Origin of the sequence: Flavobacterium johnsoniae (assembly GCF_001879205.1) — a bacterium.
In the GTDB taxonomy this organism is placed as follows: Bacteria; Bacteroidota; Bacteroidia; order Flavobacteriales; family Flavobacteriaceae; genus Flavobacterium; species Flavobacterium johnsoniae_A.
In genome coordinates this window covers 224,160-241,882 of sequence record NZ_MLFK01000002.1, presented here as the reverse complement: position 1 = coordinate 241,882, position 17,723 = coordinate 224,160, and the positions used below count along the sequence as shown (strand labels likewise).

Annotated in this window: 12 protein-coding genes; 7 read left to right on the top strand and 5 right to left on the bottom strand. The window is 33.0% G+C overall.

The window, feature by feature from the left end:
* The first annotated feature begins 31 nt into the window (after positions 1-31).
* Complete coding sequence (locus tag BKM63_RS03430; protein WP_071635248.1) at positions 32-2,176, top strand: S46 family peptidase; 2,145 nt, start codon at positions 32-34, stop codon at positions 2,174-2,176.
* Positions 2,177-2,239: 63 nt separating this feature from the next.
* Here BKM63_RS03430 and BKM63_RS03425 read toward each other — a convergent pair whose 3' ends face one another.
* Positions 2,240-8,737, bottom strand: a complete 6,498-nt coding sequence (locus tag BKM63_RS03425) for a carboxypeptidase-like regulatory domain-containing protein (RefSeq protein WP_071635247.1) — start codon at positions 8,735-8,737, stop codon at positions 2,240-2,242.
* Between the two features lie 216 nt (positions 8,738-8,953).
* On the opposite strand from BKM63_RS03425, the gene BKM63_RS03420 reads away from it, so the two are divergent.
* Positions 8,954-10,309, top strand: coding sequence for a UDP-N-acetylmuramate--L-alanine ligase (locus BKM63_RS03420; protein ID WP_071635246.1), 1,356 nt, complete (start codon positions 8,954-8,956; stop codon positions 10,307-10,309).
* A gap of 67 nt (positions 10,310-10,376) precedes the next feature.
* Here BKM63_RS03420 and BKM63_RS03415 read toward each other — a convergent pair whose 3' ends face one another.
* Positions 10,377-10,991, bottom strand: coding sequence for a DUF1287 domain-containing protein (locus BKM63_RS03415; protein WP_242661089.1), 615 nt, complete (start codon positions 10,989-10,991; stop codon positions 10,377-10,379).
* Positions 10,992-11,158: 167 nt separating this feature from the next.
* Between BKM63_RS03415 and radC the strand changes: the two genes are divergently transcribed.
* From radC to BKM63_RS03400, 3 genes are read left to right on the top strand one after another with little or no spacing between them, the layout of a single operon-like run.
* Entirely contained in the window at positions 11,159-11,848 is a 690-nt protein-coding gene (radC, locus tag BKM63_RS03410; protein ID WP_071635244.1) for a RadC family protein, read from the top strand.
* Between the two features lie 3 nt (positions 11,849-11,851).
* Positions 11,852-12,538: a YjjG family noncanonical pyrimidine nucleotidase gene (locus BKM63_RS03405; protein ID WP_071635243.1), complete on the top strand. Its 687-nt coding sequence runs from the start codon at positions 11,852-11,854 to the stop codon at positions 12,536-12,538.
* A 2-nt stretch (positions 12,539-12,540) separates the two neighbouring features.
* Positions 12,541-13,281: a hypothetical protein gene (locus BKM63_RS03400; RefSeq protein WP_071635242.1), complete on the top strand. Its 741-nt coding sequence runs from the start codon at positions 12,541-12,543 to the stop codon at positions 13,279-13,281.
* Between the two features lie 12 nt (positions 13,282-13,293).
* Here the strand turns inward: BKM63_RS03400 and BKM63_RS03395 are convergent, their stop codons facing one another.
* Positions 13,294-14,571 (bottom strand): replication-associated recombination protein A, encoded by a 1,278-nt coding sequence (locus tag BKM63_RS03395; protein WP_071635241.1) that lies wholly within the window; start codon positions 14,569-14,571, stop codon positions 13,294-13,296.
* 164 nt (positions 14,572-14,735) lie between these two features.
* Here BKM63_RS03395 and BKM63_RS03390 point away from each other — a divergent pair, with 164 nt between their 5' ends.
* Entirely contained in the window at positions 14,736-15,494 is a 759-nt protein-coding gene (locus BKM63_RS03390; RefSeq protein WP_071635240.1) for a rhomboid family intramembrane serine protease, read from the top strand.
* Between the two features lie 70 nt (positions 15,495-15,564).
* Positions 15,565-16,071 carry a hypothetical protein gene (locus tag BKM63_RS03385; protein WP_071635239.1) on the top strand — a complete coding sequence of 169 codons (507 nt, stop codon included), beginning with the start codon at positions 15,565-15,567 and terminating at the stop codon, positions 16,069-16,071.
* Between the two features lies 1 nt (position 16,072).
* On the opposite strand, the gene BKM63_RS03380 is transcribed toward BKM63_RS03385, so the two are convergent.
* Positions 16,073-16,873, bottom strand: a complete 801-nt coding sequence (locus BKM63_RS03380; RefSeq protein WP_071635238.1) for a DUF2490 domain-containing protein — start codon at positions 16,871-16,873, stop codon at positions 16,073-16,075.
* Positions 16,874-16,910: 37 nt separating this feature from the next.
* Positions 16,911-17,645 (bottom strand): 23S rRNA (guanosine(2251)-2'-O)-methyltransferase RlmB, encoded by a 735-nt coding sequence (rlmB, locus tag BKM63_RS03375; protein WP_012022498.1) that lies wholly within the window; start codon positions 17,643-17,645, stop codon positions 16,911-16,913.
* Positions 17,646-17,723 lie beyond the last annotated feature (78 nt).

The window sequence follows — 17,723 nt, the reverse complement described above, 5'->3', positions numbered from 1 at the left end:
AGTTATATTCGAAGGACTTAAACAAAATAACATGAAAAAAATAGTTTTATTCTTGACCATGTGTCTTATGGCTTTTCCTGTAAGAGCAGATGAAGGTATGTGGTTTTTGATGTTTATCGAAAGATTGAACCATAGAGATATGGAGAAAATGGGCTTGCAATTAACAGCCGAAGAAATTTACAGTATTAATCACCATAGTCTGAAAGATGCAATTGTACAATTTAACGGAGGATGTACAGCAGAAATCGTTTCTAAAGAAGGATTGGTTTTAACAAATCACCACTGTGGATATAATGCAATTGCTGAACTTTCTACAGCTGAGCAAAACTATTTAAAAGATGGTTTTTGGGCAAAACAAAAAAGTGCCGAAATGAAACCAAAATCTTTATACGTGCGTTTCTTTGTGCGTATGGATGATGTTTCTAAAAGAATTTTATCAAAAGTAAATGATAAAATGACAGAAACTGAAAGAAACAAAGTTATTCAGCAAGAAATTGCTTTGATTGAAAAAGAAAATAATGAAGGCGGAAAATATACCGTTTCTGTTCGTCCTTTCTTTCAAGGAAATGAATATTACTATTTCGTTTATCAAGATTATACAGATGTTCGTTTAGTAGGAACACCACCAGAAAGCGTTGGTAAATTTGGAGGTGATACAGACAACTGGGAGTGGCCTCGTCAAACTGGAGATTTCTCTATGTTTAGAGTATATGCTGATAAAGACGGAAATCCTGATCTATATTCTAAAGATAATGTGCCTTTGAAACCAAAACATTACTTACCTGTAAGTATTAAAGGTGTTAAAGAAAATGATTTTGCTATGATCTTAGGTTATCCGGGAAGAACAAACCGCTGGATGCCTGCAGGTGGAATTGAGCAAAACATTAAATATGCATATCCTGCGTGGGTTGAAGGTGCTAAAACCGGAATGGACGTAATGAAAAAGTATATGGATAAAGATGCAACTGTTCGTTTACAGTATGCTTCTAAATATGCTTCGACAGCAAACTACTGGAAAAACCGTCAGGGAATGATCGATGCTTTAACAAAAGCAGGAACTGTAGAAACTAAAACACAACAGGAAGATAAGTTCTACGAATGGGCGAGTAAACCGGCTAATAAGGAAAAATATGAAAATGTTATTCCAACTATTAATGACTATTACAGAGAAACAAACTTAAAAGCACGTCATGATAATTACTTAACGCAGCTTTTACGTACATCTAGTTATGCAACAGGTCCTGCAAATTTAGGAAACGCACTTATTGCTTATTATAATGAAAATGACGCTAAGAAAGCAGAAATGCTTCCTAAGATTAATGCCATGATCGAAAACATTTATGGAGAGTTTTATGCACCATTAGAAAAAGATGTTTTAACTGCGCAGTTAAACTTATACGCTTCTAAAGCATCTGAATATGGTTTAGCAACGCAAGTAGCTAAAATGAAATCAGAAAACAATGGTGACTTTACTGCAGATGTGGCAAAAGCGACAGATGTAAGTTATTTTACAACTAAAGAAAAAGTATTGGCTTTTATGGCTGATCCTAAACCTTTAGCAATTGTACACGATCCGTTATATATTATTTCTAACGACTTATTGACAAAATACCGTTCTAAAACAGATGATCAGGCAAAAGCTGATGATGGTTTTGCAACTGCTTACCGTGAATTAGTTGAAGGTTTAAGAGAATCAAAATTAAACGCGATTCAATATCCTGATGCAAACTCTACTTTAAGATTAACTTACGGAAAAGTTCGTGCTTTACCTGCAGATCCTCGTAACGATGCTAAAATCAATAATTATACTACTATGGAAAGCATGGTGAAAAAGTATAAAGCAGGAGATCAGGAATTTGACTTGCCAAAACGTTTGTTGGAATTAAACAAAGCAAAAGATTTTGGACAATATGCTGATAAAGCAGGTTATATGCCGGTTAACTTCTTAACTGATAATGATATTACAGGAGGAAATTCTGGTTCACCGGTTCTTAACGGAAAAGGAGAATTAATTGGAATTGCTTTTGACGGAAACATTGAAGCAATGGCTGGTGACGTTATTTTTGATTCTAAATTACAAAGAACTATCAACGTTGATATTCGTTATGTACTTTGGATTATTGATAAATACGCTGGAGCTAAAAACATTGTAGATGAATTAACGATTGTGAAATAATCTCAATTTCTTATAAAAGTAAACCCGACAGATTTTTTAAAAATTTGTCGGGTTTTTTGTTTTTTAATTAATTTTCACTCGAATTCCTTTGGTATGACTTGCAAATTCTGGCGCGTACATACTTTGAATTGTTGTAATTCCGTTTGAGAATTCTCCGCTGTTATTTACTCTTATGTCATATTCTAAAACATAAGTTCCTTTGTTGATCTGGTCGAAGAAAAAATGCGTTGCAGCATCTTTTGTACTCATGTAATAACCCAAACGATCTTTATACTGATATTCTGAAAGAACATTTACAGGTTCAAAACAAGAAGCACGCATATCTTTTAAGTAGATATATTCTGTATCTTCTTTAGAAGTAATGATTAATCGAACCGTAACCAAATCTCCGATTTTTAGAGCATTTTTAGAAGTGATCTTTTCTAATTCATTTCCTTTTAATGTATTCTTCTTTAGATATAATTCCTTCGAAACAGATAAAACTGATCCTGAATTATTTTTGATTTTATCCAAATCTTCAAAATACTGCCAGTAAACACCTCCAAATCCAGGAACTTTCGATTTGTTCTGGATACTTATCGAAGCCATTTCTTTTTTTACTTCTTCGGCTTTCCAGTTTAGTTTTATATAACCAGTTTCTGCTTCTTTTTCAGTTGCAGACAGTTTTTTAGTTATGATTTTTTCATCTCCTAATTTTATAACAGTATTATCTTTTACAGAAAGCCAGTCTGTTCCCTGCATTAATAAAGCATAAATAGCTTCGGTTGTGGATTTTGTAGTTGGCCAGTTTTTGGTTTGTTTGTTTTTTAATAACCACACTTTCATGGCATCAACAGATTTGGTGTCATTATTTACTTCGGCGAAAGCCTCAATTAATAAAGCCTGAGTTTCTATTGGCGCCTGATACCAATACCATCCAGATTTATTGGCAATCCAGTACATTCCTAAATCTTCATTGGTTGATGAAGTTTCTTTTAGGCTTTCAATTATCTTTTTCGCTGTTTCTTTTTCGCCAAAACGATTCAAAGTTAAAGCTGCTAATCCTTTTTCATAGACCGAATAATTCAGCCAGTCTTTTTTGGCAGTTTCTAAATACAGCTTAGTTGCCTTCTTTAAAGTGTCAGAAAGCGGATATTTCTCTAAATAAAAACTTCTGGTATACAAATAATGCAAATCAGAATACGGATTGATCCAGATTAATTTATCAGTTGTTTTTAAGTTTTTGGTTCTGCTTTTATGATAATCTAAAAACTTACCATCTAAATATGGAATTCCGGTTTTAGCGATGGCATCAATTTTTGATGTTTCGTTTTTGCTCAATTTCTGCAAATGCCCTAAACCTGCCAGAATATGTCTGGTAATGTATTCGCTTTCGTAACCGCCCTCAAACCATGAAAAACCGCCTGATGCTTTTTGTTTTTGTTTTAATTTTTCAAAAGCAGTTTCCTGTGAAGTTTTCATTTTTTCCAGATCGAATAAAAGTGCCAGATTCTTTTTCTTCTCATCTTCGCTTTGAGAATCATTTAGCCAAGGCGTTTCGGCAATAATGATTGATTTTAGTTCTTCGTTTTCTTCTAATTTAGAAATGGGTTTTCCGTGCTTTCTCCAGTTTTCAAAAACAGCTGCAATTTTTGGATTATCAGAAATAATTTCTGAAGCCAGAGCATTGGCATAAAAACGCGCAAAAGTCTGTTCGGCACATTCGTGTTCGTATTCCATTAAATACGGCAGAGACTGAATTGCAATCCAGGTTGGGTTTGAAGTATATTCAAATGTAAATTGATGATTTTTTAAGGTTGATGAATTGTTGTTTTTTAAATTCTCAAACGTGTATTCTTTTGTGGAGTTCTCACGAACCCAAATTGGAATACTTTCGGTAACGAGCATATTGTTTGTTAAAACAGGCAGAATGTTTTCTTCTCCGTCTGAAAAATTACCCGATTTTGCCAGAATTTTATACTGAACACCCTGTAAACCTTCAGGAATAGAAATTGTCCAGCTAGTCGTTGTATTCCCAAAAGCTCCAACCGTAAAGTTTTTGATGTTTTTTGCATTCAGCATTTTGGCGTCGATTGGCTGCATGGTTACTGCATCAAAAAGCTGTAAAATGGCAATTCCTGTTTTTGTTTCATTCGTAACATTCGAAATTTTGGCACTAATTACAATCGTGTCTTTTTCTCTAAAGAATCGAGGGAAATTTGGAAGAACCATCATTTCTTTTTGTGTGATCACGCTTTTCTCCAAATAACCGGAAACAGCATCTTTGTTATGTGCCAATAAACGAAGTTTCCAGGCAGTCAAAGCTTCAGGAGATGTAAAAGTGAAACTTACTTTTCCTTTTGCATCCGTTCTTAGATTAGGTAAAAAGAAAGCAGTTTCAGAGAGATTTTTTCTTGCTTTTACCTGGTTTAAAGCTTCTAAGGATTTTTTGGTTGTAATGATTATGGCTCCGTTTACAGCTCTGCTTCCGTAAAGGGCTGTTGCTTTTTCACCTTTTAAAACATCTATTGAAAGAATGTCTGAAGGATTTATTTTGTTAGCCTCATTTTCAGAAGCAATTTCTCCATCTATAACATATAGAGTAATTCCTGCGTTAATTGTTGAATTTCCTCTAATTATAATTCCTGCGGCGCTTCCGGCCAGAGCTTGTGGCACAGCAGCGGAATTATAAACATTATTATCTTCCTGAACCTCTTCTGAAATAACTGATTTTAATTTTACGGCGGCAGCCGTCATATTTCTTTTTGTTGTTTTGCCATATCCTACTACAACAACTTCTTCTAAACCATTTGAGTCTTCCTCTAAAACAACATTAATATTCTTTTGATTATTTATTAAGATAGTCTGGCTTTTGCAGGCAATGTAGCTAAATACAAGTTCTTCTGTTCCTGCCGCTTCAATTTCGAAATAACCATCATAATCTGATGATGTACTTCTTTGAGTTCCTTTTACTGTAATTGTGACTCCCGGAAGGGGCTGGTTTGATTTATCCGTAACAGATCCGTAGATTACTTTTGCATTTTTTGGTTTTTTAAACTTTTTGTTCAGTTGTTTTTGATATTCTTTTTGAATGTAAAAAGCTCTTTGGTCGTTATTAAAATTAAATCCAAACCACATTAATTTAGTCGTTTCGTTATTGAGTTCTATTTGCCTGTATGGAGTGTTTAAATTATTTATAGAGACATATGTTTTATCAAAACCTAAGCGGGATTTTCTGTTGCTTTCGTTGTTGATATAATCATTAAAACCTAGGATATTCCAGCTTTTTGTTGCGAATTGATCTAGTGAACTATCATACATAGACGCTAAAACTTCTGCCTCTTTTTTCGCATTAGCCGCATTGAGTTTAAAGGACCAGTTTTCGCTGCTTCCAGGCTGTATTTTATTTCTGAAACTTTCCACACTAAAGTCCAGTTTTGGGAGTGAAGTTTTTAGAAGTACTTCAATTTCATTATTGAAAGTTTCATTTTCAAATACGCTTTCGAAACTTATTTTTAATTCTTTTTCAAATTCTTTTTTAAGCGGAATTTTAATTGTTAATTCTTTATTTTGAAGGTGATACGTTTCCTGATGAAATATTTTGCCTTCATAATTTCCTGTTGTAATCACATAAAGTTCAGGGACAACAGATGTAAGTTTTACTAGTACAAAACCATCTTTTTTAGGATCTGTATTTACTTGATTTACTTTCAATAATGAACTTGGATCAAATTGATCTTTGCTTTGAATAAGCTGGAATTCAGCAATACTCTCTATAGGATTTTCAAAACTGTCTTTTGCCGAAAAGACAACTTTATAATTTCCGGATTTATAATTGGAGATAAAGTCTAAAACTACATTTTTGTCTTTTTGGGTATCGATAGTTTTAGTGTAAACTAGAGTTTCTTTTACGCTGTCTTTTATTTTTTGGTTTTTTTCATATGGAAATAATTTCTCAAATTCCTGATCTGATATACCTTCAATTTCCGGTTGAGGAAATACTCTTTGTTTTAATTTACTCGAAAACGGTTTTATAAAGAATATTTTGATTTCACCTTTTGCAGCGAGAAATTCTCCATTTAAATTTGTACTTGATAGTTTAATTTGATTTTTGTTTTTAGTCTCTATCACATCTGGAACTGCCACAGTAAGGGCTAGATCATGATACCCCACTTTTACGGTAGTTTCAGTTTCATGCGTTTCACCATTAATATCGGTTACACTCGCTCTTATGCGGTAATTAAAAATAGGCAATTGCTCTTTTTTACTGTTTTTAGATGGAAGAGCGACAAAATCAACAATAAATTTTCCTGAAGCATCGGTCTTGGTTTCGCCAGATGCTACAATTTCATTTTGATCCTGTGTATAATAATTTCTATAATAACTAGTGTATCGGGTTACCGTATAAATTACCTTACCGTCAGAAATATTGCTTCCGGCAAAAGCTTTGGCTGTTCCTTTTATTTTTATAGATTGATTGACCTGAAAGTTTTCTTTTTTAGGATCAAAAGTGACTTCAAATTTTGGACGTTTGTATTCTTCGACATTAAATGACAGTTCTGAGTTTTGAAAATTTACATGATCCCAAAACGGATGATCTTTTTCTGCTTTGTCGTAGATGATATCTTTTTCATAATCAATTGGCTCTTCGGCTTTGATTCTGAAACTGCCTGTCAATCCATTTTTTGGTAATTCAAATTCACCGGAGAACGAACCAAAATTATTTGTTGTGACGTCAAATTCTTTAACGTTTTTGTCATTGACATCTTTCACAATAATTTTGAAAGAAGTATTAGAGACGATAACTTTTTTATTGTCTTTTTTACAAAACGCAATTCCTTTGTAATAAACCGTTTGCCCCGGACGATAAATAGCACGGTCCAGATAAAACTCTACTTTTCCGTCTGAATCCTCATCGCTTTTATTACTCTTTGCAAGATATTCAGTGTTATAACTTATGTAGTTTTTATCTATTGAAAGAGTGTCATTTTGTGTCGATACGATTAAATTTTCGTAGTTATAGTTGTTGTGTTTTTGCTCATTAATTGCTATTCCGTTTTTATCGGTTTTAATAGAAAATGAAGGAGATTCTATGCTTGCATTTTCTACCGGTTTCCCGCTTTTTCGATCAAGAACCTGGAATGTTTCTTTTGATTTTGTCTGAGATGCCAAAACTGATAAGTTTGAAATGGAAATAGTTTCAAACGCAACAGTTTTTTTATCTTGTACATCAGAGTCGCTTTCAAAGTAAGCCAGATAGGTGCCGGTTTTTAATTTAGGTAAAAGCACTTCTGTAGTATATTCAAAGAAATCTTTTTTGTTCAGAAGCGTATGAATTTCGCTTTTAATGGGTTGTTTTTTAAGAATAATAGCGTTACTTAAGCTGTCTTTTTTATAACCAAACTTTTTGAATTCTTTTAATTGCTTTTGATTGATCTTATAAAATGAAATTTTTAATTTTTCTACATTTTTATATCGAATATAGGCCCTTGTGTTTTCGTCGTTATAACTGTATTTTTGAAGTTGAGCCTGTATGCTTTTGTATAGAATGTTTTCCTTTTTTTGCAGGGCTAATTTGTAGGTGTTCGACCTGTTGTTGATTTTTAGGATACTGTCTAAACTTGCAACTGCTTTTATGTTGTAATCCGGATGAGTTTCTTTTGAAGCATTTTGTACTAAAAAAACAGCTTTTTCCAATTGAATTTTCTGAATCAATGATTCATCAGTTGTGTTTTTTTGAAGTTGATTTAGTAGTGAAAAATATTTATCATCAGCATTAATTAAATACGTTTTACAAAACTGAATGCGCTCCCATTGATTTTTTGTTTCTGGATTAATTGTTTCCTGTTTTTGGTATAAGGAAAGTACCAAACGTAGGTTTTCATTCGTTACGAAGTCAAAATTCAATTTTATAAAAGCATTTGAACTTCCTAAAAGATCTTCTTTGAAAGAAATAAAGTCTTCCTTATTAATTTCCCAATCACGAATTTTTGTTGAATAAAGAATTATATTTTCTTTTATAATATAATCATATAAGTTTTCTTTCTTGAATTTTTCTAAAGTAGAAAAATCAAAAGTAGCTTCGTATTTTGTGAGTGAAATATTTTTTAGAACAGCTTCGTTTTCAATTGATTTTTTTAATGCGGTATTAATTTGATCATTAAAATTATTTTCTGACCATGTCAAAAAATCGTCGCTTAACGAAGTCATATTGGTCCTGTTTCTGATTTTGTAAATGTTTCGGTTTAAATAATCGTTTAAGCACTTCGCATAAACTAAATTTAAAAGTGATTGTGAAGGAATTGAAACTCTTTCAATGTTTGTTTTTAAATTGTTTAGAATTTTGGTTTGTGCATTTTCTTCCAGTATTTGCATATACTTAGACTGATAAAAAAAGCATTTTATCATTTGAACTTCGTCTTTTTGACTTATAGCTTTTTTGTAGATTTTAGAGACGATTTCGTTAGCAGATTTTATTTTGCCTTCGTTTTCAAGAGCAATAACATTATCCCACTTTTTATCATTTTGTTGACCAAAGATTAGTGTAGAAATTAATAAGAATGCAAATACTATATTTTTCATATGAAAGTTTTAATCTATAGAGGATCAAATTTTGGAAAAGGTTGGGAAGAGGCTCGATTATTTTTTAAAAATAATATTCGTACAAATTAATAATTTATTTTTAAAACCAAATGAAGCATTCGATATTTCCTTATTTTTGAAGAATAATTACTGAGTTTATTAGTTATTTGCTATTTCGATTAACCAATTAAACAGTTTAACGATTAAATATTTTAAATGAAAACACATTTCATCGCCATTGGCGGAAGCGCGATGCACAATTTAGCATTGGCATTACACAATAAAGGATATCAGGTAACTGGAAGCGACGATGCTATTTTTGAACCATCAAAATCAAGATTAGAAAAAAAAGGAATTCTTCCTGCAGAAATGGGTTGGTTTCCTGAAAAAATCACGTCTGATATTGATGCCATTATTTTAGGAATGCACGCAAAAGCAGACAATCCGGAGTTGTTAAAAGCGCAGGAATTAGGTTTGAAAATTTATTCGTACCCGGAGTTTTTATATGAGCAGTCTAAAAATAAAACACGAGTTGTAATTGGAGGTTCGCACGGAAAAACAACAATCACTTCGATGATTTTGCACGTAATGCATTATCATAATATTGAGGTTGATTATATGGTAGGAGCACAGCTTGAGGGGTTTGATACCATGGTGCATTTAACTGAAGAAAATGATTTTATGGTTTTAGAAGGTGATGAATATCTGTCTTCACCAATAGACCGCCGTCCGAAATTTCATTTATACCAGCCAAATATTGCTTTAATTTCCGGAATTGCCTGGGATCATATTAATGTTTTTCCAACGTATGAAAATTATGTAGAACAGTTTGAAATTTTTATTTCGAAAATTACAAACGGTGGTATTTTGGTTTATAACGAAAATGATCCTGAAGTAAAACGTGTTTCTGAGGCTGCGACAAATCCAATTCGTAAATTACCTTACCATACTCCGGAATATACTGTTGCTGATGGTGTAACGTTGCTGAAAACACCGGAAGGCGATATGCCAATTGAAGTTTTTGGTGCACACAATCTAAATAATCTAGCCGGAGCAAAATGGATCTGCCAAAACATGGGCGTTGACGAAGCCGATTTTTATGAAGCAATTGCAAGTTTTAAAGGAGCATCAAAACGTTTGGAAAAAATTGCAGAAGGAAAAGGAAAAGTAGCTTATAAAGATTTTGCGCATTCGCCAAGTAAAGTGGCCGCAACAACAAAAGCCGTAAAAGAGCAATATCCAAATCGAACTTTGGTTGCTTGTTTAGAATTGCATACTTACAGCAGTTTAAATGCTGAATTCTTGAAAGAATATGAAGGAGCGTTAGAATATGCTGATGTAGCAGTTGTGTTTTATTCGCCGGATGCTGTAAAAATTAAGCAGCTAGAAGAGGTGACATACGAGCAGATTGCAACTTCATTTAATAGAGAAGATTTAATTATATATACAAACCCAACAGAATTTAAAGAATATTTATTCAACTTAAATCTAGATAATTCGGCACTTTTACTAATGAGTTCCGGAAATTACGGAGGTTTAAATTTTGACGATGTTAAAGGTTTGATTAATTAGTCAATTTGAAAATTAGATAATTTGCCGGCTGTTTTACAGCTGGCTTTTTTTTTGGATTTAGAATTTTCTAGTTCAAGACTTCTTTTTTATACTTATAATGCCCAACAATTTTATATTCAAATAAACAATCTTCGAGAACTTGTCCGCCGCCAACGTTGTGAACGATTAAATTTCGTTTTCCGTCTTTTGATTTTTTATTTGTTATAATTCCAATGTGCGGCATTTTGCCGTTAATGATCCAGGTTACAATTTCGCCTGTTCTGTAATCTTTTGAGTTTTGACTGATAGGGAGTTTTATTCCTTTTTTTTCAAAAAAAACTTCCAGATTTGGCACTCTCCTATGATCTATATTGGTATCGGTTTTGGTCATTCCCCATCTTTTTAAATTCGGATAATCTGAAAAATTTTCCACCATGTCTTCATGAACTTCTTTTTGAAGATCAATTCCTAGTTTTCGGTAAGAACGTATTACAACATCGGTGCAAACTCCTTTGTCTGCCGGAACATCTCCGTTTGGATATTCAATAGAAAAGTATGCCGGATCATAATCTATTGATGGATCAATGATAGATAAAGCTGCATTTGATAATCTTTGTTCAAATGTTTCTGGCGTTTCTTGTAAAAATTCAGTTTTAAATGAATCCGTTGGCTTTTGGTTACAAGAAAAAAATACAAATAGCATTAAGACTATGACGGTTAGTTTCATTATTTAAACTAGTTAAGAGAGATATGCGATTAAATTTAGGGATAAAAATAATAGAATTCTTTTTATGAGCGATTTTTCTTATTTTTTGATATATTCGCCCTGAAGAAAACGATTAAATATTTCTTCTAAATAATTATTTTTAAATGGAAGCAACACATTTTCCCATAACCAATTGGTCCGAAGATGACAGACCGCGCGAAAAATTAATACTAAAAGGGAAAGATGTCTTAAGTGATGCCGAGTTGATTGCTATTCTGATTGGTTCAGGAAGTCGTAATGAGTCAGCTGTAGCTTTGAGTAAACGTATTTTGGCTGGTGCTGGAGGTTTAAATTCGTTAGCAAAATTATCTATTTCTCAATTAATGAAATTTAAAGGAATAGGAGAGGCAAAGGCAGTTTCAATTGTTGCTGCATTAGAATTGGGTAGAAGACAAAGAACAGAAGATGCGGTGAAATTAAAGAAAATAACCTCCAGCAAAGCTGTCTTCGAAATCATGCAGCCCATTATAGGCGAACTCTCTCATGAAGAATTTTGGGTGCTTTTTCTTAATAATTCAAATAAAGTAATTTCAAAATCGCAATTAAGCAAAGGCGGTATTACCGGAACCGTTGTGGACATACGATTGGTTTTTAAATTAGCATTAGAAAATGGTGCTACAAGCTTGATTTTGTGTCATAATCATCCTTCGGGGAACTTTAACCCAAGCGATGCAGATAAACAAATTACAAATAAAATTAAGATAGGTGGGGAACTCTTAGATGTTAAAATTTTAGATCACATAATCATTACTGAGACAAAATATTATAGTTTTGTAGATGAAGGAATTTTTTAATTTATGAATACCAACATTACAGACATTTTTTTTGATTTAGATCATACATTGTGGGACTTTGATAAAAATTCTCAAATGGCTTTTGATCGTATTTTTAAAAATAATTTCGGAGAAATTAGAATCGAAGATTTTATTGAAAAATACATCCCTATAAATCAGGAATGCTGGAGATTATATCAAAACGATCAAATTACGCATCAGGAATTGCGTTACAATAGACTAAAGCTTTCTTTTGATGCTTTAAACTATTCAATGTCTGATGAAAATATTAATCAGATTGCCAGCGATTACATTGAGTTTTTAACTGACAATAATTATCTGTTTGATGGAGCAATTGAAGTTTTAGAATATTTAAAACCAAAATATAAACTCCATATTATTACAAATGGTTTTGCAAATGTTCAGGACAAGAAAATTACCAATGCGGCGCTCGGGGATTATTTTACTACTATTACAAATTCTGAATTAGCTGGTGTGAAAAAGCCAAATAGTATTATCTTTGATTATGCTGTTAACTTGGCTCAGGCATCAAAAGAGAATAGTATTATGATTGGTGATGATCTTGATGCAGATGTAAACGGAGCATTAAATGCAGGGCTGGATGCTATTTTTTTTAATATAAGAAACATCGATGCTCCTAAAAACTATAAACAAATTAATCATTTATTAGAACTTAAAAAATATTTATAATTATGAAACTAAAAGTTTTATTTGCTTTACTACTTTGTTCAGTCCTTGGATTTTCGCAATCTATTAATGACTATAAAGCTGTAATTATACCATTAAAGTACGAGTTTATGAAAACTGATAATCAGTACAGGATGGCTACCGTTACTAAATCTAATTTGCTTAAAGCTGGTTTTAAAGCTTATTATGCTAATGAAGAAATACCAGCAGGTTTAGGTGACAGATGTGAGTTACTTTATATTGACGTTAAAAGAGACAATGCTTTTTTAGTTACTAAGCTCTTTGTTGAATTTAAAGATTGCTACGGAAAAGTAATTTACACTTCTGAAACAGGAAAAAGTAGAGAAAAAGATTATGAAGTAGCGTATAAAGAAAGTCTTGATAATGCATTTGTGTCTATTATTGCACAGCATTATGCTTATAACGGAAAAACGATGTCTTCTAAACAAGTTCCAACTACGGCTGCAGCTGCGGCGGTTGTTTCTACAAATGTGGTTTCTGCAGCGCCTGTGGCAGATGTGTCAGATCCTAATTTATTGTATGCACAGCCAACTGAAAATGGATATCAATTAATTGATAAAACACCAAAAGTTGTGATGAAGTTACTTAAGACTTCACGTCCGGACTCTTTTATCGCTATTAAAGACGGTGTACAAGGCTCTTTAAATGCAAAAGATAATGGCTGGTACTTTGAGTATTACCAAAATGACAAACTAGTTTCAGAAAAAATTTCTGTAAAATTCTAAATAAAGAATGGTTTAATATCCATACTTGTCTTTCCAACGGTTCTTTAAAAATTCACGGTTGCTGTTCTCTCTAGAATTGCTTCCTGGATTGTAAAGAACCGTTTCTTTTATGGCGTCCGGTAAAAACTCTTGTTCAGCAAAATTATTAACATAATCGTGCGAATACTTATAATCTTCGCCATAACCTAGTTCTTTCATCAGCTTTGTAGGAGCATTTCTTAAATGAATTGGAACAGGCAGATCGCCGGTTTGTTTTACTAATTGCTGGGCATTTCCAATTGCCATATACGATGCATTACTTTTTGGCGAAGTGGCTAAATAAATTGCACAGTGGCTCAATATGATCCTGCTTTCCGGATAGCCAATTGTAGAAACTGCCTGAAAAGTGTTATTAGCCATGATAAATGCAGTTGGGTTTGCATTGCCAATATCTTCACTTGATAAAATCAACATTCTTCTTGCGATGAATTTTACATCTTCTCCGCCTTCGATCATTCTTGCCAGCCAGTAAACTGCTCCATTTGGATCACTTCCCCTAATCGATTTTATAAAAGCAGAAACTATGTCATAGTGCTGTTCTCCGGTTTTATCATATAAAACAGTATTTTGCTGTACTAATTCGAAAACGCGGTCGTTCGTTATTACTATTTCATTGCTTGGAGAAGCATTTACAACAAGTTCAAATATGTTAAGTAATTTTCTTCCGTCACCGCCGGAAAGTCGCAATAATGCTTCGGTTTCTTTTAGGACTATATTTTTTGAAGCCAGTTCTGTATCGATTTTCATTGCGCGATGCAATAAGGCTTCTAAATCGTCTTTTGTGAAGGCATTTAATCTATAGACCTGGCTGCGGGATAATAATGCAGGAATCACTTCAAAACTTGGGTTTTCTGTTGTGGCGCCAATAAGTGTTATCCAGCCTTTTTCTACTGCTGCCAAAAGGGAGTCTTGCTGTGATTTGCTAAAACGGTGAATCTCATCAATAAACAAAATCGGATTTTTGGCAGTAAAGAGACCACCGCTTTGTTTTGCCTTTTCGATCACATCCCGAATATCTTTAACTCCGGAGTTTATGGCACTCAGTACATAAAATGGGCGTTTTGATTCTTGGGCAATAATCTGTGCCAGGGTTGTTTTTCCTGTTCCCGGCGGTCCCCAAAAAATTAGGGACGGAATTATTCCTTTCGAAATTTGCTGTGTCAGAGATCCATTAGGACCAACCAAATGGCTTTGACTTATATAATCTTCTAGTTTCTGTGGGCGAATTCGCTCGGCTAACGGTGCTTCCATTTTGTAAAATTACTATTTTCAGAATTAAATTTATTGGTTAGAAAAAGATATACCAGTTCAATCATAAACATTTAACATAAATGCTTTCAGCTGACAAATTATCAGTAAATTTCGTTTGGATAGTTTTTTGATGTCTTAATATCCGAAAATTAGAATTAAAATTTATGAATGATAACCACTTTAAATTCACAAATTCCGTTATCGGACTTCCGGTACTTTTTGTTCTTCTCTTATGGATCATTTATTGGGTGCAGATTCGCTTTGATTTTGATTTTTATCAAAACGGAATTTACCCTCGAGATTTTTCAGGTCTGCAAGGTGTTCTTTTTAGTCCCTTTATTCATGAAAATCTAGAACATTTATATAACAATTCTATTCCGCTCTTAGTGCTGTTGGCCGCATTGCAATATTTTTATCCAAAACAATGTATTCCTGTAATTGGTTATGGGATCGTGTTTTCGGGATTAATAACCTGGATTATCGGACGTGAAAATTTTCATATTGGAGCCAGTGGATTGATTTATGTTTTGGTCAGCTTTATTTTCTTTAAAGGAATACAAACCAAATATTATCGTTTAGTTGCTCTTTCCTTGTCGGTAATATTACTTTATGGCGGTATGATTTGGTATGTTTTTCCGGATGTTGATAAGACAATTTCATGGGAAGGGCATTTAGCTGGATTTATCACAGGATTTGGACTTTCTTTATATTATAAAACTCCTGAGTATACAAAACCAATAATTTACGATTGGCAGAAGCCGGATTTTGATCCGATGGAAGATCCCTTTATGAAACATTTTGATGAACAAGGAAATTTTGTTAATACAGAAGTGGTTGAAGAAGAGGAGGCAGCTTCTTTTTTTAATTCAAATGTTGTTGTGAATTATATTGTAACTAAATCTGAATCAGTAGATAAAGATTGAAAATTAAATAGGTGTTGATTAAAATGTTTAATTTTGTGTATGAATCATTTTAATTTCATCTGTTGACATTATGAAAAAACTTCTTTTTTCTGTTTTGATTTTATTGATTTTAGGAGCTGCTAAATCTTATGCACAATGTGATATAAAAAATAAGGTCCTTGCTGATGGTTCTATGGTTTATTATTTTGATCCGGCGGTTTTCTATACGACGAAAACAAAATCTTTGAAGATTAACATTGTAACGGATAAAGAAAATTATTACGTAGCCTTGCAGCCTACACCTTTCCCTGAAAAAAAAGAAGGAAAAAAAATCAATGATGATTTAGTTATTCGTTTGGCTGATAATAAAGATTATAAATTGGCACATTATGATACACAGTATATAAGAAACGATTCGGTTATGCAGGTTTTATATCTTATAGATAAAAAAGACATTGATGCATTTTCGAAATTTGAAGCTGTTGTAGCTGCAATTAATATGGAAGGGACGGAGTTTGTCCGTGATTATAACTTTAAACTCCATAAAAGCGCTATTATAAAACAACTTGCTTGTTTCTTAAAAGAAGAAGACAAATGATTTATTCATCATGTTTTTCTTCTGGTTTATGGAGGAATTTTTTTTCCAGATTTTTAAAAAGATTGTTAAACGTAATTGTTAAAGATGCCGCGTTTACAATTTGATTGTTGTTATCTCTGGGCAGATATTCATTGGCATACGTAATCTCTACTTGTATATCGTCTGTGAATAAGTATCCGGCTCCAATATTTAATCGGTTCCTGTCAAAAAAACTAAGGCCGGTTACTTTTGTTTCCGATTTTAGGAAAATCTCATCAGAAGCAATAGCATAAATAACACCTTTACGTAGAAATTTACTGTTGATGGGTTGTATGTATTTTATTTGCTGACGATAGCGTATAACATTTTCATATGTATCGTCTTCATTTTTCATATGCCGAAGTTCCGTTCGCATTCTGGTACTCAGCGTATAGCCGGTTTTATGAAAGTAGTAAATTGCTTGTAAAGCAAATCGCCATTCTGGAGATTCGAACTGCCCAATTTCAGGAACATCTTTGTTGCTGAAGTATCCAATAAATGAGGATAATTTCCAGCGTGGAGACAAATAGTAATGTCCCCATCCTCTAAATGATCTTTGTGTGTTTTTCTCGAATATGTTTGGAGATGATGCCGTACTGCTGTAACTGGTGGCTAAATCAAGTTCTGCAGACCATTTTTCACTTATGGTTCTGTTAAACTGCATTTCACCCCAGTACTGATTGTACTTTGTTGTCTGCCCATAACTCATGGTTGTAATTAAAAAAATTACAATGAGATAAGTTTTTTTTTTATGGACTATGTTATGAGCAAACTTTGAAGACATTTAATTATTATTAAGTTGTCATTCTATTTTTGATGCTTTAACTTCTCTGGCGTACTGCTTCGTATAAAAATGCACCGCAAGCGACAGAAACATTAAGTGATCCTATTGAACCAAACATTGGCAGTTTTGCTTTTTCATCTACAATTTTAAGAACAGAAGGGTTTATACCTCTATCTTCTGAACCCATTATAATAGCTAGAGGTTCGTTTAATGATAAGTCATAAATATTTTGGTCTGTTTTTTCGGTAGCGGCAACAGTTTTGATTCCGGATCCCTGTAAATAGAATATTGCATCTTTAATGTGTTCAACTTTGCAGATTGGAACATTAAAAACGGCACCTGCTGATGTTTTTACTGTGTCTCCATTTACGGGTGCTGAACCTGCTTTTTGAACTATAATACCATTAACGCCGGTACATTCAGCAGTTCTAATGATGGCGCCAAAATTTCTGGCATCAGAGATTTGGTCTAAAATTAAAAATAATGGTTTTGAACCCGAAGCGATAGTTGATTCTACAAGATGCTCTATATCGATAAATCCTATTGGCGAAATCGTAGCCACAGCACCTTGGTGGTTATTAGGTGTTAATCGGTTTAGTTTTTCGACAGGAACATAAGAAAAATTAATGTTGGCACGTTTCATCACCTTCATTAAATCTTTCATTAATTCACCCGAAATCTCTTTTTGTATAAATACTTTATCGACTTCCTGACCTGCTTGTATTGCTTCTATAATGGCTCTAATGCCAAATATTTGATGTTCTTTTTCCATGGAACAAATATAGGTATTATGTTTATATAAAAAAACCGCTCTGAATTAACAGAGCGGTTTAAAATATACTAAAAGAAT